Here is a 26433-nt window from a genome sequence, read left to right on the forward strand (position 1 = left end):
GAGAGGGAAAAGGATCATTTAACCGTCCAGCCCTTATACGTGCCGACGTTCTTTTTATCGATCATCGTCACCGGGATCAGCACGGGCGCTTTCGGCGCAGGTTTGCCCTGTAGAATGTCATAGCCGATCTCCACCGCTTTTGCCGCCATGACCTGCGGATCCTGCGCCGGGGTCGCGACAAACAGCGAGTTTTCCCGCTTCAGCGCTTCCTCGCCGTCCGGGCTGCCATCCACGCCGACGATAAAGAACTCGTTGCGCTGAGCCTGCTTCGCGGCCAGATCGGCGCCGATCGCCGTCGGATCGTTAATCGCAAACACGCCGTCGATCTTCGGATTGGCCGCCAGCAGGGAGGTCATGACTTCCAGACCGCCTTCACGACTGCCCTTGGCGTTCTGGTTATCCGAGAGCACCTTGATATCCGGATGTTTTTTGAATTCCGTCTGACAACCTTCCACGCGGTTTTGCACCGCAGAGACCGGCGGTCCGTTGATGATCACCACGTTGCCTTTGCCTTTCAGGCGATCGGTAATGTACTTACAGGCCATTTCGCCCGCCTGGGTGTTATCGGAGGTGATGGTCGCATCCGCCCCTTCCGCCGCCACGTCAACCGCAACGACCACGATCCCGGCGTCCTTCGCGCGCTTCACCGCCGGGCCGATCCCTTTGGAATCCGCAGCGTTGAGGATGATCATGTCCACCTTCGCGGCGATGAAGTTATCGATCTGCGCCACCTGCTGGCCCAGATCGTAACCGCTGGAGACCAGCGTCACCTTGACGTTATCGCCAGCCAGCTTGCGCGCTTCCAGCTCGGCACCTTTGGTGATCTGCACGAAGAACGGGTTGGCCAGGTCGCCCACCGTCACGCCGATGGACTTCAGATCTTTTGCCTGCGCAAACGGCGTTGCGGCAAGCAGTGCGCCAGCACAGAGCGCGGTCACTAAGGGTTTCAAACGCATAGGGTTTTCCTCGAAGCTGTAGGGTGTTGTTGTTATGCACTTTGATGGTGTCGGGTACGGTATTTGTCGATCAGCACCGCTATGATGATCACCGCCCCTTTGATCACCAGCTGCCAGAAGTAGGAGACGCCCATCAGCGTCATGCCGTTGTTGAGGGTGGCGATGATCAGCGCGCCAACCAGCGTGCCGGTGATCGTGCCGATCCCGCCGACGAAGCTGGTGCCGCCGAGGATCACCGCCGCAATCGCATCCAGCTCGTAACCCGTGCCGAGGTTGCCGTTGGCGCTGTAGAGGCGCGAGGCGCTCATCACGCCGCCAAGCCCGGAGAGCAGGCCGCTCATGCCGTAGACAAACAGCAGCACCAGCCAGACCTTGATGCCGGTCAGTCGCGCCGCCTGCATGTTGCCGCCGACCGCGTAAATGTGGACGCCGAGCGTGGTGCGGCGCAGGATGAACCAGCACACCGCAATTACCGCAAGGGCAATGACAACCAGCCACGGGATCGGGCCGAGGTAGTTATTGCCGATCCACTCGAAGTTAATATTGGAGTTAATGACCGTCGTGCCGTCCGCCAGCAGATAGGCCGCGCCGCGCAGCGCCGTATAGGTGCCGAGCGTCACGATGAAGGGCGGCAGTCCGGCAAAGGCCACCAGCGCGCCGTTGAACAGCCCCAGCACCATGCCGAGCATTAGCGCAGCCGGAATGGAGAGCATCGCAAATTCAGGGATAAGCGAGACCACCATCGCCGCTACCGCCGTGGTGCCCAGAATCGAGCCCACGGAGAGGTCAATCCCGCCGGTCAGGATGATGAAGGTCATCCCCGCCGCCAGCACGATGTTGATCGACGCCTGACGGGTAATGTTGAGCAGGTTGCTCTCGGTGAAGAAGTTCGGGGCGATAAAGCCAAATACCGCCACAATCAGGATAAGAATCGGCAGGATGCCGACCGTTTGCATCAGATCGCTCATCAGCATTTTTTTGGCGGAGGCGGATTTCGCCACCTGCTGCGGATGGGTTGGAGTTGTCATGATTGCACCGCCTGATGATGAGTGTCGTTCACGCCGGTTGCCAGCGTCATAATGTTTTCCTGAGAGATGTCGCGCCCGTGGAGTTCACCCGCAATGCTGCCTTCCCGCATCACGTACACCCGGTCGCTCATGCCTACCACTTCCGGCAGCTCGCTGGAGATCATTAAAATCGCCACCCCTTTGCGCGCCATCTGGTTCATGATGCGGTAGATCTCGCTTTTCGCGCCGACGTCCACGCCGCGCGTGGGTTCGTCCAGGATCAGAATGCGCGGGCCGATGGCCACCCAGCGGGAGATCAGCAGCTTTTGCTGATTGCCGCCGGACAGCCCGCCCGCGCGCACCTGCGAATGGGGCACGCGGATGTTGAGCAATGCAATGGCGTCATCAGAAATCGACTGGGCTTTTTTGCGGTTTAGCATGCCGAAGGTGGCGTCGCGCTCCAGCGTCGCCATGGTGATGTTCTCCTGCGCCGCCAGCTCCAGAAACAGCCCCTGCTCCTTGCGGTTTTCGGTGAGAAAACCGATGCCGTTTTCGATGGCCGCACGCGGGGAGTGGATCACCACCGGCTCGCCGTCGACCTCAATCATGCCACCGGTGGCTTTACGCACGCCGAAAATCAACTGCGCCAGCTCGGATCGTCCGGCCCCGACCAGGCCCGCCAGCCCGACGATTTCACCGGAACGCACCTGCAGGCTGCACGGCTGTACTTTTTTACCGTCGGTGAGGTGGTGGACGTTGAGGCGCGGGCTGCCGAGGGGAATATCACGCTCCTTGTTGAACAGATCGCTTAACGGGCGGCCCACCATCATGCGCACCAGCTCGGAGGCGTTTAGCTTGTCGCGCGTCAGGCTGCCGACGTACTGCCCGTCGCGCAGAACGCTGACGCGGTCAGAAAGTTCATACACTTCCGCCATGCGGTGGCTGATATAGATGATCGCCATCCCTTCATCGCGCAGGCGCAAAATCAGTTCAAACAGGCGGTGGGTTTCCCGCGAGGAGAGGGCGGCGGTGGGTTCATCCATCACCAGAATGCGGCTGTTGCGGTGCAGCGCGCGGGCGATTTCCACCTGCTGCTGCTCGGCGATGGTCAGCTTCATCACCAGGTCGGTAGCATTGAACTGTGCCCCGAGGCGCTCAATCACCGCCTGCGCCTGGGCGGCCATCTCTTTGCGCTGCACCATCCCGCCGCGCGACAGCTCGCTGCCAAGAAAGATATTTTCGGCAACGGTCAGGTTGGGCGCGAGCTGCATCTCCTGATAAATCAGGGTAATGCCTGCGGCCAGCGCATCTTTCGGCCCTTTAATGTGAAACGGCTGGCCGTCGATCAGGATCTCGCCGCTGGTGGCGGTATAGGCTCCCGCGAGGATTTTCATCAGCGTGCTTTTCCCCGCGCCGTTTTCGCCCATCAGCGCGTGGATCTCTCCGGGAAAGACCGTCAAATCTACACCCTTGAGCGCGTGGAAACTGCCAAACGTTTTGGCAATGCTGCGCATCTCTAATACCGGGGTTCTGCTCATGGCGGATCTCCTGCGAATGCCGATATCTGCACTTCATCACAGGTGCGTAAATGCAAAATGTCAGAAGCTGTTCATATTTGTCATAGTTATGAATAGCTAATGTAGATCACAGTTATTGAACTACCCTCACCCCGGCCCTCTCCCTGAAAGGGAGAGGGAGCAAATCATTCCCTCGCCCCTTTGGGGAGAGGGTTAGGGTGAGGGGACACCAAACCGCGCAGGAGCCCGAACCCATGCCATCACGCCGTCCGCCCTTTTTCGCCAGCGCCCGAGGCCGCCTGCTGATTTTTAATCTGCTGGTGGTCGCCGTGACGCTGATGGTGAGCGGCGTGGCGGTGCTCGGCTTTCGTCACGCCAGTCAAATCCAGGAGCAGGTTCAGCAGCAAACGCTGGATGACATGACCGGCAGCATGAACCTGGCCCGCGATACCGCCAACGTGGCGACGGCGGCGGTGCGGCTTTCACAGGTCGTCGGGGCGCTGGAGTACAAAGGCGAAGCCGAGCGCCTGAATCAGACGCAAATGGCGCTTCGCCGCTCGCTGGAACAGCTTGCGGAAGCGCCGCTGGCGCAGCAGGAGCCGGCGCTGGTGGCGCGCATTATTCAACGAAGCAATGAGCTACAGCAGAGCGTGACGGAGATGCTTGAGCGCGGCCAGCGGCGCCATCTGGAGCGTAACGCGCTGCTGAGTTCGCTGTATCAAAGCCAGAGCTATCTGCGTCATCTTCAGGACATCAACCGCCGTTACGACAGCAACGTGCCGGATGCGCAGCAGCTGATGGAGATGGACCGGCTGATTGCCGCCGCCATCGACACCCCTTCGCCGCGCGCGACCGTTCAGCAGCTGGACGCCGTGGCCGCAGCGCTGCCCCGGAGTGCCGTACAGCCGGTCGTGAAGGGGGTTCTGCCAGATTTTAATGCCGAGTTAGGCAAGCTCGCCCCGCTGTCGAAGCAGCTGGAAGAGAGCGATCTGGCGATAAGCTGGTATATGTTCCACATCAAGGCGCTGGTGGCGATCCTCAACAGCGACATTAATCAGTACGTCGGGCAGGTGGCGCAGGCCTCCCGGCTTCGCACGGCCCAGAGCCATCACGAGCTGCAGTCCATCAGCGTGTTTATCAGCATCTTCGCCGTGCTGGCGCTGATCATTACCGGGTGCGCCTGCTGGTATATCTACCGCAATCTGGCCTCTAACCTGACGGCGATTTCCCGGGCGATGTCGCGTCTTGCTCACGGCGAACAGGATGTCTCCGTTCCCGCCCTCCAGCGGCGAGATGAGCTGGGCGAGCTGGCGCGCGCGTTTAACGTTTTTGCCCGTAATACCGCCTCGCTTGAGCACACCACGCGCCTGCTGAAAGAGAAAACCACGCAGATGGAGATCGACCGCGTTGAGCGTCAGGGGCTGGAAGAGGCGCTGCTGCACAGCCAGAAGATGAAGGCGGTCGGACAGCTGACCGGCGGGCTGGCGCATGATTTTAACAACCTGCTGGCGGTGATCATCGGCAGCCTTGAGCTCACCGACCCCGAATCAAAAGACGCGCCGCGCATTACCCGGGCGCTGAAGGCGGCCGAGCGCGGCGCCTTACTGACGCAGCGCCTGCTGGCGTTTTCCCGCAAGCAATCCCTGACGCCGCATGCGGTAGAGATGCTGCCGCTGCTGGAGAACCTCCGGGAACTGCTGCGCCACTCCCTGCCTGCCACCCTGACCCTGGAGATTGAAGCGCAAACCCCGGCGTGGCCCGCGTGGATTGACGTTAGCCAGCTGGAAAACGCCATCATCAACCTGGTGATGAACGCGCGCGATGCGATGGAAGGGCAAAGCGGGGTGATTAAAATCCGGACCTGGAATCAGCGCGTCACCCGCAGCGACGGGCGCAGGCAGGATATGGTGGCGCTGGAGGTGATTGACCGCGGCAGCGGCATGTCGCAGGAGGTAAAATCCCGGGTCTTTGAACCGTTCTTCACTACCAAGCAGACCGGAAGCGGGAGCGGGTTAGGCCTGTCGATGGTCTACGGCTTTGTGCGTCAGTCCGGCGGGCGCGTGGAAATTGAAAGCGCGCCGGGGCAGGGAACGACCGTCCGGCTTCACCTCCCGCGCTCGGTGCTGCCTGCTGCGGCAGACGATGAAGCGCTGTCAGCCACCGCCTCCGTCGATAGCGAGCGGCTGGTCCTGGTGCTGGAAGATGAAGCCGATGTGCGTCAGACCCTGTGCGAGCAGCTGCATCAGCTCGGCTACCTGACGCTGGAAGCGGACAACGGCGAGCAGGCGCTGAACATGCTGGCGGCGTCGCCGGACATTGGCATGTTTATCAGCGACCTGATGCTGCCCGGCAGCCTCAGCGGCGCCGAGGTGATTAACCACGTGCGCAGCCATTACCCGCAGCTTCCTGTGCTGCTGATCAGCGGTCAGGATCTACGTCCCGCGCATAACCCGCAGCTGCCGGACGTTCAGCTACTGCGTAAGCCGTTTACGCGGGTGCAGCTGGCGCAGGCGCTGCGCAAGGTCATGGTAATTTGAGATTCCTCCGCTACCCCGGCTTCCCGCCGTTCATTATCGTAAAGCCAGTTCACCTGCGAGTCTGGCCTTATGAAACGTTACTCAACTGCTCTGTTATTTGGTCTGCTGTCACTCACCAGCCAACTGGCTCATGCCGATATTGTTGATGATGCTATTGGCAACATTCAGCAGGCGATCAACGATGCCTATAATCCCGGCAGCAGCCGCAGCAATGACGACGACGATCGTTATGACCGCAGCCGTCAAATCGACAGCCGACAGTACGACGATCGTCGTCGGCAGCTCGAAGACCGACGCCGCCGTCTGGACGAGCGCCAGCGACAGCTGGATGACGACAGACGTCGTCTGGAAGAGGATGAGCGGCGGTTAGAAGACGATTACGATCGAGGCTAAGTGCGGCCTGCTGCCCTCTCCCACGGGAGAGGGAGAAAACCTAATCCAGCACCAGCACCATCCCGTCATAGCCCGCTTCTATGCCCCGCGGCAGCGGGTTATCCATCATCCACACGTCAAACTGATGGCTGATGTGCGTCAGGATCACCTGCGGGCAGCCAATCGCTTCGTTTAACGCAATCACGGTATTTAAGTCGCAATGGTTTCGCGGCGTTTCCTCGCGCGGTTCATGGCTGCAGTCGATAATCATCGCCTGCGGCTGGTTGTTGAGCAGGAACTTCACCGTTTTTTCCGGCAGTCCGGCGGTGTCGGAAAGCCAGGCCACGCGGCTGTGGGCCGACTCCAGCAAATACCCGAAGGTCAGTTTCGAATGGTTGAGCGGCAGCGGCGTGACCCGCAAACCCTGAAGCTCAAACATCACAAACGGTTCGACCGTGTGGCTGAAATCCAGAATGCCGGGGTGCTTAAACAGATCGTCGCATCCGGCGTCGTCCGGCGGACCGTAAACCGGAATCGTCGCGCCCACGCCCCAGCGCAGGGGGAACAGCCCCTGAACGTGATCCATATGGTAATGGGTGAGCAAAAACTGCTGGAAGCTGCCCGCCGGCCAGTCGTCCATCAGGTGCGGAATACCGGCATCCAGCAGGGTGACGGCATCGTTGAATTTAACCACCGCGCTGCAAGGGCGACGGCGATAGTTATCCTGCAGGCGCGCCCGGCGACACGCCGCGCAGTCGCAGCCAAAGACCGGCACCAGCTGGGCGCCACCCGTTCCCGTCAACGTGATGGTCAGACTCATAACGCACCTCTACAGCGGTTTGGTGAATCGGAAATGGCTCTGCGTGTATCCTTCACGAACGTAAAAACGATGGGCGTCCACGCGCTTCACGCTGGTGGAAAGTTCGGTCAGCTCCGCGCCGGCCTCTCGTGCCACCCCTTCCGCCCAGGCCAGCAGCTGGCTGCCCACCTTTAACCCGCGCGCCTGCGGCATCACCACCAGCTCCTGGATCTCGCCGATCCAGCGCGCGTGATGGAGGTGAAACTGCAGGTGCAGGCCGATCATGCCGATGACCTGCCCGCCCAGTTCGGCAAGCTGATAGCGCATGTTGCGATCCTGCAGGTTGGCAAGATAGCCCGCGTGAAACGCCTGATGGTCGAACTCTGCCTGCTTCAGTTCGCAGATCAGGGCATAGACAATCTGCGCATCGTCGGCGGTGGCGGGGCGAAGCTGGCAGTCAGGCATGCTGTTTCTCCTTCTGACGGATAAGCGATAAAAAGGTATCGACTGACTGTAGCAAACTTCCGTCATTATTGAGGATGTGGCAGTCCGACGGGGCATAGCGGGCCGCACGCTCAAGCCGCTGATCGATCTCACGGGCTGACTCACGCCCCCGGCTTTGCAACCGGCTGCGCAGAACGTCCGGCGAAACCTGCAGGCAGACCGGCAGCAGAGCCGCCCCATAGCGGGCGCGCGCCTGTGGCAGATGCGCACGCGAGCCGTTAACCAGCACGTCGAACCCCGCGTGCAGCCAGAGGTCGATTTCGATGCCCACGCCATAGTAAAAGCCGTTGGCGTGCCAGCTCAGCGCCAGCAGGTTTTGCCCGGCACGGGTGAAAAACTCCTGCTCGCTCAGGGCGATATGATTTTCGCTCCCGGCATGGGCCGCGCGGGTAATATAGCGGTGCGCGACCAGCAGCTGCGGATGTTCCCGCTGCCGTAAGGCGGACAGCAGGCTGTCCTTACCGGAGCCAGAGGGCCCCATTAACCAGATGAGCCTTCCCATCAGAACACCCTTTTTCCCTGACGCCAGACGTGGTCGATATGAACATGCTCGCCCTTGCGGTGGGCGAGTACCAGATCCGCGCGTTTACCCTCGGCGATTTCACCGCGATCCTGAAGATTAAGCGCCGAGGCCGGGTTTTTCGTCACCAGGCGAATCGCCTGCGGCAGCGTAAAGCTATTGCCCTCGTCGTCGGCCACCCGGAACGCCGCATCCAGCAGGCTGGCGGGATAGTAGTCGGATGAGAGGATATCCAGCAGACCAAGGGAGGCAAGCCTGCTTGCCGCGACGTTGCCGGAGTGCGATCCGCCGCGCACGATGTTCGGCGCGCCCATCAGCACGTTCATGCCGTGCCTGCGGGAGGCTTCAGCCGCTTCAAACGTGGTGGGAAATTCGGCGATCACGCTGCCTAGCTGGTGGGATTCGCGCACGTGATCGTGCGTGGCGTCGTCATGGCTGGCCAGGGCGATGTTGCGGTCCCGGCACATCGCGGCAATCCTGAGACGGTTTGGCTGCGACCACTGCGCCGCAAGCGCCAGCTGTTCTTCTTCATAACGGGCCATCTCCGCATCGCTGAGAGAATATTTGCCCTGATAGTATTCGCGATACTTTTCAATGTTGGCGAACTGGCGCTGCCCCGGCGAGTGGTCCATCAGGGAGACCAGCGAGACCGGCTCGCGCCCGACCAGCTTTTCAAACAGCGGCAGGGTAGTGTGGTGCGGCAGCTCGCAGCGCAGGTGCAGACGGTGCTCGGCGCGGTTGAGGCCGCGTTTTTGCGTCTCCTCCACGGCGTTGATCATCTTCTCCAGATTCTCCAGGCGATCGCCGCCGTCGCGCACGTCGCCAATCGCCACCGCGTCCAGCACGGTGGTGATGCCGCTGGCGACCATCAGCGCGTCATGGCTGCTCATCGCCGAATGGGCGGGCCAGTCGACCTTCGGGCGCGGGGTGAAGAATTTGTCCAGATTATCGGTATGCAGCTCAATCAGCCCCGGCAGCAGCCAGCCGCCTTCACCGTCCATCGCTTCAGGAGTACAGCTCTGGGTTTCGGCAAAGGCGCGAATAACGCCTTCATGAACTTCAACCGAGCCATTAACGACTTCATTTTCCAGCACCAGCCTGACGTTATTGATAATCATGCGTTTGTCCCCATCGGGTGCAATCTGTCCGCCACGCGGCTGCGTACGGTTTCGTCGTGGAAGATCCCGACGATCGCCGCGCCGCGAGCTTTGGCCTGTTCGATCAGCTCCACCACGGCGGCGCTGTTTTTACCGTCGAGCGAGGCGGTGGGTTCATCCAGAAGTAAAATCGGGTAGTCGACGATAAATCCGCGGGCGATATTGACGCGCTGCTGCTCGCCGCCGGAAAAGGTCGACGGGGCGAGATGCCACAGGCGCTCCGGCACGTTGAGGCGCGTCAGCAGGCTGGCGGCTTTGGTGGCGCAGGCTTCTCGCGGCACGCCGAGATCCAGCAGGGGCTGCATCACCACGTCCAGGGCGGAGATCCGCGGGATCACCCGCAAAAACTGGCTCACCCAGCCGATCGTCGTGCGGCGCACTTCCAGCACTTTACGCGCGGGGGCCTGCACCAGATCGACCCACTCATCGTTGTGGCGAATGCGGATGTGGCCTTCATCCGGCAGATAGTTGGCATACAGGGAGCGCAGCAGGGTGGATTTTCCGCTGCCGGAATGGCCGTGCAGCACCACGCATTCACCGCGGCTGACCTCTAACGAGGCATTTTGCAGCACCGGCAGGCGCACGCCGTTTTGCTGGTGGAGCACAAAGGTCTTACTTACGTTTTCTACGCGGATCATGTTGGCCTCTTAATTCTGCAATACGGACGACACCAGCAGCTGGGTGTACGGATGGTGCGGATCGTCGAGCACCCGGTCGGTTAACCCACTTTCCACCACCTGGCCCTGCTTCATCACCAGCAGACGGTCCGCCAGCAGGCGCGCAACGCCTAAATCGTGGGTGACAATCACCACCGCGAGGTTCAGCTCCACCACCAGGCCGCGCAGCAGGTCGAGCAGGCGCGCCTGCACGGAGACGTCCAGCCCGCCGGTGGGTTCATCCATAAATACCAGCTTCGGATGGGTGACCAGGTTGCGCGCAATCTGCAGGCGCTGCTGCATCCCGCCGGAGAAGGTTGTCGGCAGGTCGTCGATGCGCGATGCGGGGATTTCAACTTCCTCCAGCCAGTGCTGGGCGGTAGCGCGGATGTTGCCGTAGTGGCGCGCGCCGGTGGCCATCAGGCGTTCGCCGATATTGCCCCCGGCGGAGACCTGACGGCGCAGGCCGTCCATCGGGTGCTGATGCACCACGCCCCACTCGGTGCGCAGCAGGCGGCGGCGTTCGGCCTCGCTCATGCCGTACAGCGAGGCGCCCTCATACAGAATGTCGCCGTTCTGCGGCGTCAGGCGCGCGGAGATGGACTTCAGCAGGGTGGTTTTGCCGGAGCCGGACTCGCCGACGATCCCCAGCACTTCGCCCGGCCACAGCTCGAACGACACGTCGCTAAAGCCTTTGCCCGGCGCATACAGGTGAGTCAGGTGATTAACCGAAAGCAGCGGTTTCATTGGCTTTTCGCCTCGCTCTGTTGGCGGCAGTAATCGGTGTCGGAGCAGACAAACATCCGTTTGCCCGTGTCGTCCAGCACCACTTCGTCCAGATAGCTGTGTCTTGAGCCGCAGATGGCGCACGGCTCGTCCCACTCCTGCACCGTAAACGGGTGATCGTCGAAATCCAGGCTTTCCACGCGGGTGTAAGGCGGGACGGCGTAGATGCGTTTTTCGCGCCCGGCGCCGAAAAGCTGCAGGGCGGGCATCATGTCCATCTTCGGGTTATCGAATTTTGGGATTGGCGACGGGTCCATCACGTAGCGCCCGTTCACCTTCACCGGGTAGGCGTAGGTGGTGGCGATATGGCCGAAGCGGGCGATATCCTCATACAGCTTCACCTGCATGACGCCGTACTCTTCCAGCGCGTGCATGGTGCGGGTTTCCGTTTCGCGCGGCTCGATAAAGCGCAGCGGCTCAGGGATCGGCACCTGGAAAATCAAAATCTGATCTTCAGTGAGCGGGGTTTCCGGGATGCGGTGTCGGGTCTGGATCAGCGTGGCGTCTTCGGTTTTTTCGGTGGTATTGACGCCGGTGACGCGCTGGAAGAAGCTGCGGATCGACACGGCGTTGGTGGTGTCGTCGGCGCCCTGATCGATGACCTTCAGCACGTCAGCCTCGCCGATTACGCTGGCGGTGATCTGTATACCGCCCGTGCCCCAGCCGTAGGGCATCGGCATTTCGCGGCCGCCGAACGGCACCTGATAGCCCGGTATGGCCACCGCTTTAAGTATCGCGCGGCGGATCATGCGTTTGGTTTGCTCATCCAGATAGGCAAAGTTGTAGCCGCTTAAGTTAGCCATTTTTGCGCTCCCGTTGCAGGCGTTTCAGCAGTTCCAGTTCGGCCTGGAAATCGACGTAGTGCGGCAGCTTGAGGTGCGAGACGAAGCCGGCGGCCTCAACGTTATCCGCGTGGGCCAGCACGAACTCTTCGTCCTGCGCCGGGCCTGCAATGTGCTCGCCGTAGTCCGGCGCCTGCAGGGCGCGGTCGACCAGCGCCATGGCCATGGCCTTGCGCTCGCCCATGCCGAATACCAGCCCGTAGCCGCGGGTAAAGTGCGGGTCTTCGTCTTCCGGGGCGACGAAACCGTTGACCATTTCACATTCGGTCATCAGCAGTTCGCCGACGTTCACCGCAAAACCCAGCTCTTCCGGTACGATCTCGACGTCGATGTAGCCGCTGCGAATTTCGGCTGCAAACGGGTGGTTGCGCCCGTAGCCGCGCTGGGTGGAGTAGGCCAGCGCCAGCAGATAGCCTTCGTCGCCGCGCATCAGCTGCTGCAGGCGGGACGAGCGCGAGCACGGGTAAACCGGCGGCGTGCGGGTGATGTCATCCGGCTGCGCACCTGAATCTTCTTCCGTCTTCGCCAGGCCCTGTTTTGCCAGAAGGCTGAAGACGTGCGGAGATGGTTCTTGTTCAGCGTCGGAGGTGCTGAGCGTCGGCGCTTCGCCGTTCGCCAGCAGGGTAAAATCCAGCAGGCGGTGGGTGTAGTCACAGGTGGGGCCAAGCAGCTGGCCGCCGGGAACGTCTTTATAAACGGCAGAAATGCGGCGTTCCAGGCGCATCTGTGCCGTATTCACCGGCTCGCTGACTGCCAGTTTCGCGAGCGTGGTGCGGTAGGCGCGCAGCAGGAAGATGGCTTCCACGCTATCGCCGCTGGCCTGCTTCAGGGCCAGCGCCGCCAGCTCGCGGTCGGCGATGCCGCCCTCGGTCATCACGCGGTCAACGGCGAGGTTTAACTGCTGTTCAATCTGGGCGACGCTCAGCTCGGGAAGCCGTTCATCGCCCCGTCGTCTGTGCGCCTGTAGCGCATGGGCGGCGGCGATGGCCTTCTCGCCCCCTTTGACGGCAACGTACATCAGCACACCTCCACGTGGGTGGTCCGCGGGATTGCCAGCAGGCGCTCGCCGCAGGTCAGGATCAGGTCAATGCCCAGCGGGAACGGGTGCGGGCGCTCGGTCAGCTCGTGAATGATGCACTCCGGCAGCTGCGGCGCGACCATGCGCTCGTCGGCGATGCCTGCCCCCGTGAGGCGCAGCATGCGGCCGCCGCTCAGGCTGGAGACCTGCAGGATCAGCGTGGCGCTGGTCTCCGGGGCGACGGCGCTGCCTTCGCTCAGGGCGTTCAATTGCTCATGGCTGATTTGCTCATCGGCCACGGCAAAAACCGCCTGCTGGGGCTGATCGACCAGCGGAGCGCTGGTGTGAAAACGCAGGTTCTGGCTGGCGATATCGTTCGACAGCGCGCCCGAGAGCCACACCGGAGTGTCGTTATCGGCAAGCGTCAGCAGCACGCTGGTGGTCGCCAGGTTCAGCGGCAGCCAGCCCTGGGAGAGCTGGTGCAGCGAGACGATCGCGCCCGGCTCGCTCATTGCCTTCAGCAGGCGACGAAAACTGTGTTGGGCATCCTGGACGGCCAGGGTAAAAGCAGGTTGAAGCGTCATGCGTTGTCTCCGCGAACGAGCGTAAAGAAGTCGACCCGGCTGGTGTTCACTTCGGCCTGACGCGCGGCAATGCGCGCGGCGCGGTCGGCTTCCAGCGGGGCAATAAGGGTTTCCATTAACGACTGGAAATAGGGTTGTTCCTGTAAAAGCGCGTCGATCACCGCGCAGCGCTCGGCGTGCGCCTTATCGCGCCCCAGCACGTAGCTGTATCCCAGCGTGCCGCTGTTCAGACGGATCGCGGCGCGGGTGAGGGTGGCGTCTCCGGCGAAGAAGCGCTCGCCGGTGCCGCCCATGCGCGCCTGGATCTGAACAAGGCCGATCTCCGGGGCGCGAAGGGTGTCGTAGTCTGGCGTCAGGCTGAGCGCGTTCATGCGGGCAGCCAGCTCAGCAGGCTGGCTGTGGGCCAGCACGCGCATCCAGCGCTGTCGGGTGGCGGTGTCGAAGTGCATTCAGTGCTCCATGGTGAATTCGATCATGTCGGCGCGGGTCAGACTGACGGAGTATTCCGTCGCGTCGATCTCGCCGTCACGGTGGTTGAGGGTGCGCACGCAGAGCAGCGGGGCCATATTGGGGATTTCGAGCACCTTGCTTTCTTTCGCCTGCGCGCGACGGGCGCTGATGCGCGTCTGGGTGCGCTTGAGCGCAATGCCGGTCGCATCCTGAAGAAAGTCATGCAGCGAGCCGCTGGAGAAATGCTGGAGTACGGGCCAGAGGGCGAGGTCCGCAAAGTAGTGGTCTATCTGGCATACCGCCACGCCGTTAACGCGACGCAGGGTGCGCAGGTGAATGACGTCGTCGCCTTCCTGAATACCCAGTGCGTCCGCCACGTGGCTGGAGGCCGGACGCAATACCGAGAGCAGCTTTTCGCTGGTCGGGTGGCTGCCCTGATCCAGCAGGTTCTGGCTAAAGCGCGCCTGGGCGTTCAGCGGATAGTCGAACGGGCGCATCAGCACCAGCACGCCCACGCCCTGGCGGCGCTGGACCCAGCCGCGCTCGACCAGCTGGTCAATGGCGCGACGCAGGGTGTGGCGGTTCACTTCATAGTGGTCGGCAAGCTGCTGCTCGGCGGGCAGGTAGTCCCCGCAGCGGTAGTGCGTGCGCAGCTCCACTTCGAGCTTTGCCGCAATCTCTTGCCATCGGGTGGGGTAACTGGTCGGAGGTCTGGATAAGTGCATACAAAACAAAGCCTCGCTTCTCAGATGAAGTGCTTACGCAAACGTTGAGAGAGGAAATCCAGCAGGCTGACGGTGACGATGATGAGCACCATCAGGGCGCAGGTTTGCTGGAACTGGAAACCGCGAATCGCTTCCCACAGGGTGACGCCAATCCCGCCTGCGCCCACCATGCCGACCACCGTCGCGGAGCGGACGTTGGACTCGAATCGGTACAGGGAGTAGGAGATCAGCAGCGGCATCACCTGAGGCAACACGCCGTAAAGGATCTCTTCGATTTTGTTGGCGCCCGTGGCGCGGATGCCTTCCACCGGGCCGGGTTCAATGGCTTCAACCGCTTCGGAGAGCAGCTTGGAAAGCACGCCGGTAGTGTGGATGAACAGTGCCATCACGCCGGCGAACGGACCCAGGCCGACGGCGACCACGAACAGCATCGCAAAGACCATTTCATTGATGGCGCGACAGGCGTCCATCAGGCGGCGCATCGGCTGGTATATCCACCACGGCACGATGTTTTCGGCGCTCATCAGGCCAAACGGAATGGAGAGAACGACGGCAAGGGCGGTGCCCCAGACGGCGATTTGCAGGGTGACCGCCATTTCGCTGAGATAGTCCTGCCACTGGCTGAAGTCCGGCGGGAAGAAGTCGGCGGCGAAGGTCGCCATGTTGCCCGCGTCTTTGAAGAGCAGCAGCGGATCCATTTCCGCGCCCTTCCAGGAGATAACCAGCACCGCCAGCAGGATGGCCCAGCTTATCAGCGAGAACCAGCTGCGCTTAGGCGGCGGTAGGGTGATGGTTTGCATGTTGGCTCCTTTGGGTTTAGTCCCCTCTCCCTTGAGGGAGAGGGTTAGGGTGAGGGGGAAATGTGCGCGCTGATGCCCTCACCCCGACCCTCTCCCACGGGGAGAGGGAGAAAGGCACTACTGCACCGCTTTATTCACGCTCGTCATCGCGCCGAGCGCGGCGGTCAGGCGGTCGAGGTCTTCCAGCTGGGCCTCAATTGCGGCCACTTTGCTGGTCTTCTCGTCGTCCTTCAGCCCTTTGTTGTCCTTCACGCCCTGCATCTCTTTAAACAGCGCCAGCTGGCGAATCGGGACCAGCTGCAGGTCGCTTGACGGGCGGAACGGTGCCCAGCCCAGACGCGCCAGGACCGCTTTCTCTTCCGGCGTTTTGCCATAGGTCATGAAGAAGTCGTAAACCTTGTCCTTGGTGCTCTCGGAGAGGTTTTTACGCCAGACGATCGGGTCGCCCGGAATCAGCGGCGATTTCCAGATAACCTTGATCTCTTTCAGCTTGTCCGGCGCTGAGGTTTTCAGCTTGTCGAGGTTCTCGGTGTTGTTGGTAGCAACGTCCACCTGCTTGTTGGCCACGGCCAGAGCGTTGGTTTCGTGGCTGGCGTTCACCGTGCGTTTGAAGTCGCTGGCGGAGGCGTTGTTTTTGGCGAAGACGTAGTAGCCAGGGACAAGGTAACCGGAGGTCGAGTTCGGATCGCCGTTGCCGAAGGTCAGCTCTTTGCGTTTGGCGAGCATGTCGTTGAGGTTGTTGATCGGGCTGTCTTTGTTGACGATCAGCACGCTCCAGTAGCCCGGGGAGCCATCTGCCGCGACGGTCTGGGCAAAGACCTGGCCGTTCGCGCGGTCCACCGCTTCCATGGCGGAGAGGTTGCCGTACCAGGCGATGTCCACTTTATTAAAGCGCATCCCCTGGATGATGCCCGCGTAGTCCGGGGCGAAGAAGGCGTTCACTTTGATCCCCAGTTTGGTTTCCATATCTTTCAGGAACGGTTCCCACTGAGGCTTCAGGTTCTGCTGTGATTCCGTCGAAATAATGCCGAAGTTCAGCGCTTTTTCCTGTTCTTGTGCATACGCCGGGCTTAACAGGGTGCTGAGGCTGAACATGCTGGTAAAGGCCAGCGCGGCAACGGCTTTGTAGCTCATGTACTTTCCTCGGATCGGGTTTAATTAAGCAGCCTGCGCGTTCTCTTCGACGCGGTTAATGCTGCGGTAGAGATGGTCAAAACGTTCGTTATCAAACTGATGGCTCGCGCCATCAAAGAACACATGTCCCTGACGCAGGGCGACAATGCGTTCGCAGTAGCGCAGCGCGTAATCCACCTGATGCAGCGTGACCACTACGGTGATACCGTCGTTCTGGTTAATGTCGCGCAGGGTTTCCATCACGATGCGGGCGGACTCCGGGTCCAGCGAGGCAATGGGTTCGTCAGCGAGAATGATTTGCGCTTTTTGCATCAGGGCGCGGGCAATGGCGACGCGCTGCTGTTGTCCACCGGACAGGGTGGAGACGCGCTGGTGGGCAAAATGCGCCATGCCGACGCGGGTCAGCGCCTGTAAGGCTTCCTGCTTCTGGGAAGGGGAGAACCAGCGCAGACAGGTGCGCCAGAACGGGGTGCTGCCGAGCGCGCCAATCAGCACGTTCTCCAGCACCGTCAGGCGGTTCACCAGGTTGAACTGCTGGAAGATGTAGCCCGTCTGGGCGCGGCTCTTGCGGATATCCCTGGCGAGACGCCCCGCGCGCTGCACGGTATTGCCCAGCAGCTCGACGTGGCTTGCCGGCGTTTTATCGCAGGTGATAAGGCCGCTTAAATGACGCAGAAGGGTGGATTTACCTGAACCGGATGGCCCCAGCAGCGCCACCATTTCGCCCTGCTGGACGGTCAGATCAACGGCATGCAGAGCCTTATTGTGATTGAAGGTTTTGCTCAGTTTCTCGACGCGGATGACGGTTTGCATGTGCTGGGCCTCACGATAAATGTGGCCTCATGCTGGCGCATCAATGTGACATTTGGGTTAAGTCTGGGTTGCGGGAGTTTGAAGAGTTGAGCGGAATTTGATGACAGGCGGAGGCAGACCGCCCACCGCCCGAAAATTAGTGCTGTTGCTTAACGACGTTAATCATCCACGGCACGCCGTATTTATCGGTGACTTTACCGAAACCGTGTGCCCAGAAGGTTTCTTGCCAGGCCATGTCGATATTCCCGCCCGCGGCGAGGTTGTCGAACCAGCGCTTGCCTTCATTAACGTCCTGAGTATCGAGTACCAGCGTGAAGCCCGCGTACTGCGCGTTGCTGCCCGGCGGCATCCCGTCGCTCATCATGATATCGCTGCCCGCAATGCGGACGTTGGAGTGAGCGATAGCCGAATCCGGAAATTGCATACCGGACGGACAGCCTTCTTCGCTGTTATCGCTTTTTGGCATTTCGCCGAAGGTGATTTTATAGAGAAGCTCTGCGCCGACGGCTTGCTGGTAGAAAGAAGTGGCTTCTGCACAGTTGCCGGCAAAAGAGATGTAGGGACTTAACGGCATAATCTTTACCTCACGTAAGAAAAGCCCGTTAAGTGTAGTTCCCGAAAGCCCGGTAAGCGAAGCGCCACCGGGCGGGTAAATCAGTTCTTTTTCACGAACTCTGATTTCAGCTTCATCGGACCGAAGCCGTCAATTTTGCAGTCGATATTATGATCGCCTTCAACCAGACGGATATTCTTCACTTTGGTGCCGATCTTCAGCATGGAAGAACTGCCTTTCACTTTCAGATCTTTAATCACGGTTACGCTGTCGCCGTCCGCCAGCAAATTGCCGTTCGCATCTTTTACGACAAGTGCATCAGCATCGTGTGATGGTTCGGCATCGTTCCATTCGTGAGCGCATTCCGGGCAGATGAACATGCCATTATCTTCATAGGTGTATTCAGAATTGCATTTTGGGCAGTGTGGGAGTGACATATCGGTATCCTCAAAAAGTGTAAACGCGCTGGAAAGTGCCAGCTAAATGACGGCAGCGTGCCGAAAAAGGCGGCAAGTATAGCGCAAATCCACACGTTTGTCGGTGACATTGTGAATTAAAAAAATGCAAAAAGCGTATCGGGAGTGACACTTCCTGTCAGTCAGTTAAGCGATGCTTACCTCATTAACACGGTGGGAAGAAATGACGCTAAATATATCGAATATTTTATTGCAGCAAATTGCTACGCTCCTTCATTTCGGATAAGGTGAAGCGACACATTGTTATTTATCTCCTGACTTCGCTGCCATCCATATCTTTTGGCAGGGGCGTATTACCTCTCTTTTTAGGTGGGTAAATAATGATGATATATCCTGAAGTTTCTTAAAATTGGGCTACGCTTTTTTCCTTTGGCCGTCAGGCCAGGAGGGGAGCTATACACGCCATGCAAGGATAGCGAATTATTTCTGATTATCATCAATCAGTTATATTTCGGCGGACATGTTTTCCACACGTGATCATATAAGCCTGAACAACATAATTAATACCAGTGGCTTAATAAAAGTAATAAATTTGCGTTAAGGAAAGGCTTTTATCATGCACACACAGACCATTTTTGAATTAAGCCAGGAAGCTGAGCGTTTGCTACAGCTCGCCCTGCAAAACCTCGATACCTTGAAATCAATGCCGACTGCGATGCTGGAGAGCACCGCAGCTGCTATTACGGGTGAAAAGAACAACGTTTTACCTTTGCATTTTAGCGCGCGTGGTGTCGAAGCGCAGCAGGCGATGCTGAATAATGAATTACGAAAAATAACCCGGCTGGAAATGGTCCTGGCTATTGTGGGCACCATGAAAGCAGGGAAATCGACCACCATTAATGCGATTGTGGGGACTGAAGTGTTGCCGAACCGCAATCGTCCGATGACGGCGCTTCCTACCCTGATTCGCCACACGCCGGGCCAGAAGGAGCCGGTGCTGCATTTCTCACATGCCTCGCCCATTGATGAATTGATCCAACTGCTCCAGAAAAAGCTATGCGATTACGATCGCGGGAAGCTGGCCCAGCATCTGGAAATTGATAAAGACATGAATACGCTGCTGGAGCGCATTGAAAAAGGAGAAGCTTTTGAGAAGCATCACCTGGGCGCGCAGCCGATATTTCATTGTCTGAAAAGCCTCAACGATCTGGTGCGGCTTTCCCAGGCGTTAGGCGTGGCGTTTCCGTTCTCTGAGTATGCGGCTATCGAACACATTCCGGTCATTGAAGTGGAGTTCGTGCATCTTGCGGGTCTGGATGCTCACCTCGGGCAGCTGACGCTGCTCGATACGCCCGGGCCGAATGAGGCGGGACAGCCGCATCTGCAAAAAATGCTCAGCGAGCAGTTGTCCCGCGCGTCGGCGGTGCTGGCCGTGATGGATTATACCCAGCTTAAATCCATTTCTGATGAAGAAGTCCGGCAGGCCATTTCCGCGGCGGGAAAATCCGTGCCGCTGTATGCGCTGGTCAATAAATTCGATCAGAAAGATCGCAATAGCGACGATGAAGAGCAGATCCGGGCGATGATCTCCGGCACCTTAATGAAAGGCAATATTTCGCCTGGCCAGATCTACCCCGTTTCGTCCATGTGGGCCTATCTGGCAAACCGCGCTCGCTACGAGATGAGTACCCACGGACAACTGCCGGATCATCAGGATCAACCCTGGGTGCAGGATTTTGCCGAAGCGGCGCTTGGGCGGCGCTGGCGTACGGCGGACCTGGACGATATAGACCATATTCGTCATGCTGCCGATTTGCTCTGGGAAGATTCGCTTTTCGAACAACCGATACGCAAGCTGATCTACGCCGCCTATGCCAATTCCTCGCTTTACGCGCTGCGTTCGGCCTCGCACAAGCTGCTCAACTACGCACAAAATGCCCGGGACTACCTCGACTTCCGCTATCAGGGGCTGACGGTTGCCTTTGAGGCGCTGGAACTGAATATCGCACGTCTGGAAGAGGACATGGCGCTTCTGCAGACGCGTCAGAGCGTGGTGAGCGATGAGGTGAAACATGAAGTTGAGGAGGCGCTGAACGCTACTGCGGACTTTATGGGAGCGCAAAAAACCGCGCTTAACCAGGCAATTGGCGAGGTGTTCAGCACCCAGCATATTCTTGATTTGGCTGGCATCGATCGGCAGACCCCTCACGGTGACGAGCTGAAGCAGCTGGTTCTGGACGATGAAGGGCAGGCGCAGATCGCGCTGAGTAAAATCCGCTCCTCATGCGAATTGGTGATGCTGGATGCACAGACGAAAATCTGCCGGGAGCTGGCATTACGCTTCGACCAGCTGGAGTCAACGCTGGCGCGTTCCCTGAACGAAGCCATGCGCCCCATCGAAACGCGTATTAAAGAGCATCTCAGCCATGCGGGTTTTCGGGCGCGAATCAGTTTCCCGGCGTTTCAGGCTCACCAGCTCAACTTCAATACGCGGGCGCTGTTTAACGATGCGATAGCGCAGGATGACAGCCAGGCAGGCCCGTCATCAGGCGGGAGCAGTATGCGAGAAACGGTCGCTCGCTGGCTCAATAGCCCGGGCTGGGGCTGGGATGAGTATGTGGAAACGCGCACGCGATATGTTATCGATATTGCGCAGCTACATGACAAATTTAAGCAACATATTGAGCTGTTTTGTGAACAAATACGTAAAGCTTTGTCCGCGCAGGTCGATGTCTCTGTTACGGCAGGAATGGCGACGTTCTTTGCAGAATTTTCGTTGTGCCTGACCGGGTTACAGGAAAGCTTGCGTGATAGCCTCGCAGTGCGTCAACAGAATGAGCATTCAACCCGAGCGCTCTGCCAGCTGTTGAAGCAAAGCATTACGACTGCGACGTGGATACAGGAAGATACCCGACTGTTACGCGATGATATTCAAACTCTATTCGCGGCAGAGCAACCATGACAACACCACTACTGGACGGCCCCGGGCGAACGCTGGAGTGTATAAATCCAAAATTTATGGTCGATCTGGTGCAGGGCGTGGACGCGGCGCGTCATCCTCACCTGGGACCACAACAGCTTCAGTTTCGTGAGCGTTTGACTCAGGAAATCATGACGCATACCCGGCTACGCCCCTGGGCGATGGCGGGTATGCTCAATGAAAATGCAGCGCTGCGCCTGGGGCTGGCGGAAAAACTGGCCGGCATGCTTGACCCGGGTCATCTCGCCCTGACTCTGATGGCAGAGAAGCTGATTGCTTTGCGCCAGCAGACGCACCCGCGCGCCCAGCAGTCCCCCGGCCTGATGCAGCAGTACGCTGAACTCGCTTCTCATTTTACCCAACGCGCCGCCTATAAAGAGAAGGCGCTAACCCAGCGCGGGCTGACGGTGCAGGCGGGTGAGCATAGCGAGCAGATTTTTACCCGCTGGCGGGCCGGGCTTTATGATGGCTGGTCGCTGGCCGGGCGCTGTTTTATCGTCCTGGAAGAGCTGCGCTGGGGGGCATTTGGTGACGCATGCCGCCTCGCGAATGAAGATGTGGCGGCAATGCTTAAGGATAACCTGCGCAGCATGGCGGCTAACTATCTGGCACAGGGCATCAGTGCGTCCCCCACGACCCGCCATTTCTATCACCAGTGGCTGACAACGCCGGCCTCTCCGGGTTTAATCGATCATAAAGACATGCTGGGCTGGCTGGGGGACTGGTGTCAGGCGGATCAACATCCGGTGAGCTGGTCAGTGACGCAAAACTGGCAGACCGTCGCGCTGGGCATGCCGAGGCTTTGTTCGGCAAAACGGCTGGTGGACGCGATGGTGGAAGAGATTTTTGGGTAAATCCCTCACCCTCTCCCCGTTGGGAGAGGGAATGGTGCGGTGTGTTAATGATTCATTTCTATCGGCTTCGGTTCTGGCAGGGTCTCTTGCATATTTCCGTAGCGTTTCGCATACAGCGCCGTGATGATGGGGACCAGAATCGCGGTGACGATCACGCTCGCGGCAACCAGCGCCGTCGCTGAAGCGGCGACCGGTTCGAAGGCCGGGTTAATTTGGGCAATAATCACCGGGTTTGCAACCGCAGCCCCCGCGGCTGAAGAGGCGGCGACGCCGGCCGTGCCGTTTCCTCCTCCGATGACGCGATCGGCAATAATCAGCGGAATACCGGTGATGACGATCACGGCGATACCCAGCACAATACCCAGCAGGCCGGTATCGAGAATGACCTTCAGGTTGATGGTGTTCCCCAGTGCGAAACCGAAGAACGGGATCAGCACCGGCGTGGCTTTGCTGAAGAAATCACGCAGATCGCGATCGAGATTGCCAAGGGCGAAGCCGACCAGGAAGGGCAGGATCGCGCCGACAAAGTGGTGCGGTTCAAACGAGGCCAGGCCAGCAGACCCCAGGATCAGCATCGTCATAAGCGGGCCGGACTCCAGAGACATCAACACAAATGCGCCGGACTCTTCTTTCGTTCCGTACTGATTCATCAGGCTGGCGTACAATCCGCCGTTGGTCATATCCATCGCCGAGACAATTGCCAGGACCGATAAACCCGCGAAGAACCCGGTCTGAATTCCATTCTCCGGAATGAACGTCGCGCATATCATTGCCACCGCCCAGGCTACAGCTATTTTGGTTATCACCAGCGTGCCGGATTTCCGTAATACTGTCCCCGTTGCCCGCAAATTAATGGATGCGCCGATACAAAAAAACCAGACGGCAAGAATGGGAACCGTGCCTGTTATCATGCCTTTTGTGAAACCGCCAAAATAAGCTCCGGTATTGGGAGCAAAGGTATTCAGGATCGCGCCCAGTACCAGCGGAACTAGCATCATACCGCCGGGTATACGTTCTATCGTGGCTTTAATCTTCATAGACAAACCTCACATCGGATCCCGCAGTACGGGGGATAGGTGTTAAAAATTAGTCAATAAATTCAATTGATTGCTTGTATTGCTTGTGGTGTTTTTTCGAAAGCCCTGCAACAAAATTAAATGCGTGCTCTCAATTAACCTTTTCCTGAAACACGTAAAACGCTGAATTCGGATTTATGATGCGATCATTGGAATATTGATTCAATGAAAATAAAACATCGTTTTAGTTATCTTTATCACATATTCAATGTAAAACCTGAGGCCGGTTCCCGTTGATGAGAATTTATGTAAATCTGATGTGAATTAACGTGGTTTATTTTTCTGTTACGAAAGAAATAATGACGTGCGGGAGGATGTTCTTCAGGTGGGGTAAGGAAGTACTTATTGGCACTCCCTGACAAAAATTTGCCTGAGTTGACCGGATACGAAAATATGTGTGAAGTTGATCACAAATATAAACGCTGGTAGGGTAAAAAGGTCATTAACTGCCCAGGCAGGCGTCAACAGGTTCGGTTGTATCGACGTAAAACGTCAATGTAAGTAAACCTGCTACGCTTGAATAAGGCGATTCGCATGGAGCGGATCCCATGATTCACAGAACGCTAACTGAACTGTGAAACAGACAGGGCCGAGTCAACGAGGATAGCTATGCTGAGAAGGAAAAAGATTAAACCCATCACGCTTCGCGACGTCACCATTATTGATGACGCAAAGCTGCGTAAAGCCATTACCGCAGCCTCGCTCGGTAATGCGATGGAATGGTTCGATTTTGGTGTCTACGGCTTTGTGGCCTATGCGTTAGGTAAAGTGTTTTTCCCCGGGGCCGATCCCAGCCTGCAGATGATTGCCGCATTGGGTACGTTCTCCGTTCCCTTCCTGATTCGCCCGCTGGGCGGTCTGTTCTTCGGTATGCTCGGCGATAAATATGGTCGTCAGAAGATCCTGGCCATCACCATCGTCATTATGTCGATCAGTACATTCTGTATCGGCCTTATACCGTCTTACGCCACCATCGGCATTTGGGCACCCATTCTGCTGCTGATTTGTAAGATGGCGCAGGGCTTCTCCGTAGGCGGTGAATATACCGGTGCCTCGATCTTCGTTGCTGAGTATTCCCCGGACCGTAAGCGCGGATTTATGGGGAGCTGGCTGGACTTCGGCTCGATTGCCGGGTTTGTTATGGGCGCGGGCGTAGTCGTACTGATTTCAACCGTGGTAGGTGAAGATAACTTCCTCGACTGGGGCTGGCGTATCCCGTTCTTCCTGGCATTGCCGCTGGGGATAATTGGTCTTTACCTGCGTCATGCGCTGGAAGAAACGCCTGCTTTCCAGCAGCACGTCGATAAACTGGAACAGGGTGACCGCGAAGGGCTGCAGGATGGTCCGAAGGTGTCGTTTAAAGAGATTGCCACTAAGCACTGGCGCAGCCTGCTGACCTGTATTGGTCTGGTGATTTCGACCAATGTGACCTACTACATGCTGTTGACCTACATGCCGAGCTACCTGTCGCATAACCTGCACTACTCGGAAGATCACGGTGTGCTGATTATTATCGCCATCATGGTGGGTATGCTGTTTGTGCAGCCGATTATGGGCCTGTTGAGTGACCGTTTTGGTCGTCGACCGTTCATTATTCTGGGAAGCGTTGCGCTGTTTGCTCTGGCAATTCCGGCATTCATTCTGATTAACAGTGATGTGCTGGGGCTGATTTTTGCCGGTCTGCTGATGCTGGCGGTGATCCTTAACTGCTTTATCGGGGTGATGGCCTCAACGTTGCCCGCGATGTTCCCGACGCATATTCGCTACAGCGCGCTGGCCGCGGCCTTTAACATCTCGGTGCTGATTGCCGGTCTGACCCCGACGCTTGCCGCCTCGCTGGTCGAGAGCACGCAGAACCTGATGATGCCGGCTTATTACCTGATGGTGATTGCGGTGATTGGTTTGATTACCGGTCTTACCATGAAGGAGACGGCGAACCGTCCTCTGAAAGGTGCAACGCCTGCGGCGTCTGACATCCAGGAAGCGAAAGAGATCCTGCGCGAGCACTACGACAACGTAGAACAGAAGATTGAGGATATTGACGCAGAGATTGAAGAGCTGCAGAAAAAACGCTCCCGACTGGTGGACCAACATCCACGCATCAACGAGTAATAAAGAAACCCGCCAACGGCGGGTTTTCTTTTATTAGCATCCAGCAGCGATGTAATCGCCATTGGCGCTGATGGGTATCACCGTCAGGAACAGCACCGTCGCAAACAGGATCAGGACTATCCCGCCGGCTATTTTGACTGCCGGTACGAGCCATCTTAATGAGGTGCTTTCGCCGAACCAGGTCACCGTGCGCTCGCGGGCATAACGTACTGCCAGTGAAAGCCCCACAATAGAGAGTGCGGTTCCCAAAGACATGGTCATGACCGCGGCCATTCCCCAGGTGACAATACCCAGCGCATTCGAAAACATCAGAATCATGATCGCCCCGCTGCACGGGCGTGCGCCGATCGCCAGAATGACACCCAGGCGCGTTTTCCAGTCGCCCTGCGTCAGGTCTGTACCTACGCCGTGATGGCCGCAGCCACAGTGTTCATCGTGCTGATGAAGCGGCTTAATGGCGGAGATGGTCATCCTGCGCGGGCGCAGGCTCTTCAGCGCCTGGTAAATAACAAACGCACCAAAAGCGCCAATAAGCACTGCGCTTATCTTCTCCACGTACCAGCGGCTGGTACTGATATCCCCTGAGGCGAGGTTAAACCCCACCGCCAGAATAAAGACAAACAGAATGGCGCTGACGCCCTGCATCAGGCTACCCAGGAAGGGGACGACCCGGGCGGCCAGCTCGCTTTCCTTATTGGTGGTCAGATAGGTCGTCACGATGAATTTTCCGTGCCCGGGTCCGATGGCGTGAAGGACACCATAAAGGAAAGCCCCCGTTAACAGCCATAATCCGCCGCTGTACTGGTGGTTATTAAGCTGCAGCAGATACATCACAAGATAGCGGTGCAGCGTAATTTGCGTGGCGAGACACCACTGGATAAAGGCGTTCCAGTGCGCATGCAGGGTAAAACCCGCAAAGAGGAGTGCCAGCAGCATCACCCCTGCTGTAGGGAGACGCCAGTCGCGGGCGAGGGGTTGTGTGGTCATGAGGGTGGGCCTGCACTGAGGAGAATATTTGCCGCTAGTATAGTTGATCTTCTCGCTCAATTCGTGGGATCGCATCGCGATCCGCTCATGATTGTGGATAACTTTGTGCATAAAAGGGTATAAGGCGGGGTTTTGCTGTGGAATGCAGCAGTCAGTGATTTTTCTGTCATTTAGCGGTTGCGGCCTGCTGAGAACTCCCTATAATGCGCCTCCATCGACACGGCGGATGTGAATCACTTCACACAACAAGCGGTTCGACTGAAGAGAAAAAATCCTGA

The 26433-nt window shown here is 58.4% G+C and carries 26 protein-coding genes; 5 read left to right on the forward strand and 21 right to left on the reverse strand.

Translation table 11 applies throughout. The features are described 5' to 3' along the window. Window positions 1-14 precede the first annotated feature (14 nt). Genes ACOTZB_RS20475 through ACOTZB_RS20485 form a run of 3 tightly spaced genes read right to left on the reverse strand, consistent with a single transcriptional unit; the run spans window position 15 to window position 3501 of the window. Entirely contained in the window at window positions 15-956 is a 942-nt protein-coding gene (locus ACOTZB_RS20475; protein WP_021242935.1) for an ABC transporter substrate-binding protein, read from the reverse strand. A 32-nt stretch (window positions 957-988) separates the two neighbouring features. After that, on the reverse strand, window positions 989-1984 hold the full coding sequence (locus ACOTZB_RS20480; protein WP_126331194.1) for an ABC transporter permease subunit: 996 nt from the start codon (window positions 1982-1984) through the stop codon (window positions 989-991). After that, on the reverse strand, window positions 1981-3501 hold the full coding sequence (locus tag ACOTZB_RS20485) for a sugar ABC transporter ATP-binding protein (protein WP_023310078.1): 1521 nt from the start codon (window positions 3499-3501) through the stop codon (window positions 1981-1983). The genes ACOTZB_RS20480 and ACOTZB_RS20485 overlap by 4 nt, the downstream gene beginning before the upstream one ends. A 233-nt stretch (window positions 3502-3734) precedes the next feature. Here ACOTZB_RS20485 and ACOTZB_RS20490 point away from each other — a divergent pair, with 233 nt between their 5' ends. Together ACOTZB_RS20490 and yjdP are read left to right on the forward strand one after the other, a co-directional pair. Then, the gene (locus tag ACOTZB_RS20490; protein ID WP_421628399.1) at window positions 3735-6017 is read left to right on the forward strand and encodes an ATP-binding protein; all 2283 of its coding nucleotides are present in this window, start codon (window positions 3735-3737) and stop codon (window positions 6015-6017) included. A gap of 69 nt (window positions 6018-6086) precedes the next feature. Continuing rightward, the gene (yjdP, locus tag ACOTZB_RS20495) at window positions 6087-6410 is read left to right on the forward strand and encodes a DDRRRQL repeat protein YjdP (RefSeq protein WP_039262386.1); all 324 of its coding nucleotides are present in this window, start codon (window positions 6087-6089) and stop codon (window positions 6408-6410) included. A gap of 40 nt (window positions 6411-6450) precedes the next feature. On the opposite strand, the gene phnP is transcribed toward yjdP, so the two are convergent. The 16 genes from phnP to ACOTZB_RS20575 form a co-directional block, all read right to left on the reverse strand. Further along, window positions 6451-7209: a phosphonate metabolism protein PhnP gene (gene phnP / locus ACOTZB_RS20500; protein WP_421628402.1), complete on the reverse strand. Its 759-nt coding sequence runs from the start codon at window positions 7207-7209 to the stop codon at window positions 6451-6453. Between the two features lie 9 nt (window positions 7210-7218). Continuing rightward, on the reverse strand, window positions 7219-7653 hold the full coding sequence (gene phnO / locus ACOTZB_RS20505; protein WP_421628404.1) for an aminoalkylphosphonate N-acetyltransferase: 435 nt from the start codon (window positions 7651-7653) through the stop codon (window positions 7219-7221). Next, complete coding sequence (phnN, locus tag ACOTZB_RS20510; RefSeq protein ID WP_421628416.1) at window positions 7646-8197, reverse strand: ribose 1,5-bisphosphokinase; 552 nt, start codon at window positions 8195-8197, stop codon at window positions 7646-7648. The genes phnO and phnN overlap by 8 nt, the downstream gene beginning before the upstream one ends. Then, window positions 8194-9330: an alpha-D-ribose 1-methylphosphonate 5-triphosphate diphosphatase gene (gene phnM / locus ACOTZB_RS20515; RefSeq protein WP_421628406.1), complete on the reverse strand. Its 1137-nt coding sequence runs from the start codon at window positions 9328-9330 to the stop codon at window positions 8194-8196. The genes phnN and phnM overlap by 4 nt, the downstream gene beginning before the upstream one ends. Beyond that, entirely contained in the window at window positions 9327-10007 is a 681-nt protein-coding gene (phnL, locus tag ACOTZB_RS20520; RefSeq protein WP_045402434.1) for a phosphonate C-P lyase system protein PhnL, read from the reverse strand. The genes phnM and phnL overlap by 4 nt, the downstream gene beginning before the upstream one ends. Window positions 10008-10016: 9 nt before the next feature. After that, window positions 10017-10772 (reverse strand): phosphonate C-P lyase system protein PhnK, encoded by a 756-nt coding sequence (gene phnK, locus ACOTZB_RS20525; RefSeq protein WP_008500057.1) that lies wholly within the window; start codon window positions 10770-10772, stop codon window positions 10017-10019. Further along, the gene (gene phnJ / locus ACOTZB_RS20530; protein WP_193805537.1) at window positions 10769-11614 is read right to left on the reverse strand and encodes an alpha-D-ribose 1-methylphosphonate 5-phosphate C-P-lyase PhnJ; all 846 of its coding nucleotides are present in this window, start codon (window positions 11612-11614) and stop codon (window positions 10769-10771) included. Before phnJ ends, phnK begins: the two co-directional genes overlap by 4 nt. Further along, a complete protein-coding gene (locus ACOTZB_RS20535; RefSeq protein WP_421628409.1) occupies window positions 11607-12671 on the reverse strand; it encodes a carbon-phosphorus lyase complex subunit PhnI in 1065 nt (354 codons plus the stop codon). Before ACOTZB_RS20535 ends, phnJ begins: the two co-directional genes overlap by 8 nt. After that, window positions 12671-13255 (reverse strand): phosphonate C-P lyase system protein PhnH, encoded by a 585-nt coding sequence (gene phnH / locus ACOTZB_RS20540; RefSeq protein WP_047653070.1) that lies wholly within the window; start codon window positions 13253-13255, stop codon window positions 12671-12673. Before phnH ends, ACOTZB_RS20535 begins: the two co-directional genes overlap by 1 nt. Further along, complete coding sequence (phnG, locus tag ACOTZB_RS20545; protein WP_421628410.1) at window positions 13252-13704, reverse strand: phosphonate C-P lyase system protein PhnG; 453 nt, start codon at window positions 13702-13704, stop codon at window positions 13252-13254. Before phnG ends, phnH begins: the two co-directional genes overlap by 4 nt. Further along, window positions 13705-14430 (reverse strand): phosphonate metabolism transcriptional regulator PhnF, encoded by a 726-nt coding sequence (phnF, locus tag ACOTZB_RS20550; protein WP_348940015.1) that lies wholly within the window; start codon window positions 14428-14430, stop codon window positions 13705-13707. 20 nt (window positions 14431-14450) lie between these two features. Continuing rightward, complete coding sequence (gene phnE / locus ACOTZB_RS20555) at window positions 14451-15230, reverse strand: phosphonate ABC transporter, permease protein PhnE (RefSeq protein WP_023310092.1); 780 nt, start codon at window positions 15228-15230, stop codon at window positions 14451-14453. 117 nt (window positions 15231-15347) lie between these two features. Continuing rightward, a complete protein-coding gene (phnD, locus tag ACOTZB_RS20560) occupies window positions 15348-16364 on the reverse strand; it encodes a phosphonate ABC transporter substrate-binding protein (RefSeq protein WP_421628411.1) in 1017 nt (338 codons plus the stop codon). Between the two features lie 24 nt (window positions 16365-16388). Next, complete coding sequence (gene phnC, locus ACOTZB_RS20565; RefSeq protein ID WP_421628412.1) at window positions 16389-17177, reverse strand: phosphonate ABC transporter ATP-binding protein; 789 nt, start codon at window positions 17175-17177, stop codon at window positions 16389-16391. Window positions 17178-17313: 136 nt separating this feature from the next. Next, window positions 17314-17751, reverse strand: coding sequence for a VOC family metalloprotein YjdN (gene yjdN / locus ACOTZB_RS20570; RefSeq protein WP_033144440.1), 438 nt, complete (start codon window positions 17749-17751; stop codon window positions 17314-17316). Between the two features lie 80 nt (window positions 17752-17831). Further along, entirely contained in the window at window positions 17832-18167 is a 336-nt protein-coding gene (locus tag ACOTZB_RS20575) for a zinc ribbon domain-containing protein YjdM (RefSeq protein ID WP_023310096.1), read from the reverse strand. A gap of 595 nt (window positions 18168-18762) precedes the next feature. Here ACOTZB_RS20575 and crfC point away from each other — a divergent pair. Together crfC and ACOTZB_RS20585 are read left to right on the forward strand one after the other, a co-directional pair. Continuing rightward, a complete protein-coding gene (gene crfC / locus ACOTZB_RS20580; RefSeq protein ID WP_421628413.1) occupies window positions 18763-21108 on the forward strand; it encodes a clamp-binding protein CrfC in 2346 nt (781 codons plus the stop codon). Then, window positions 21105-21980: a diguanylate cyclase regulator RdcB family protein gene (locus ACOTZB_RS20585; protein ID WP_193805542.1), complete on the forward strand. Its 876-nt coding sequence runs from the start codon at window positions 21105-21107 to the stop codon at window positions 21978-21980. Before crfC ends, ACOTZB_RS20585 begins: the two co-directional genes overlap by 4 nt. Window positions 21981-22024: 44 nt before the next feature. On the opposite strand, the gene kdgT is transcribed toward ACOTZB_RS20585, so the two are convergent. Continuing rightward, entirely contained in the window at window positions 22025-23017 is a 993-nt protein-coding gene (kdgT, locus tag ACOTZB_RS20590) for a 2-keto-3-deoxygluconate transporter (protein ID WP_193805543.1), read from the reverse strand. A gap of 648 nt (window positions 23018-23665) precedes the next feature. On the opposite strand from kdgT, the gene proP reads away from it, so the two are divergent. Then, window positions 23666-25168, forward strand: coding sequence for a glycine betaine/L-proline transporter ProP (gene proP, locus ACOTZB_RS20595; RefSeq protein WP_047653062.1), 1503 nt, complete (start codon window positions 23666-23668; stop codon window positions 25166-25168). Between the two features lie 33 nt (window positions 25169-25201). On the opposite strand, the gene ACOTZB_RS20600 is transcribed toward proP, so the two are convergent. Continuing rightward, window positions 25202-26155: a nickel/cobalt transporter gene (locus ACOTZB_RS20600; RefSeq protein ID WP_193805544.1), complete on the reverse strand. Its 954-nt coding sequence runs from the start codon at window positions 26153-26155 to the stop codon at window positions 25202-25204. Window positions 26156-26433: the final 278 nt, after the last annotated feature.

Origin of the sequence: Enterobacter cloacae complex sp. SHL020, from assembly GCF_049236945.1 — a bacterium.
GTDB classification, from domain to species: Bacteria; Pseudomonadota; Gammaproteobacteria; order Enterobacterales; family Enterobacteriaceae; genus Enterobacter; species Enterobacter dykesii.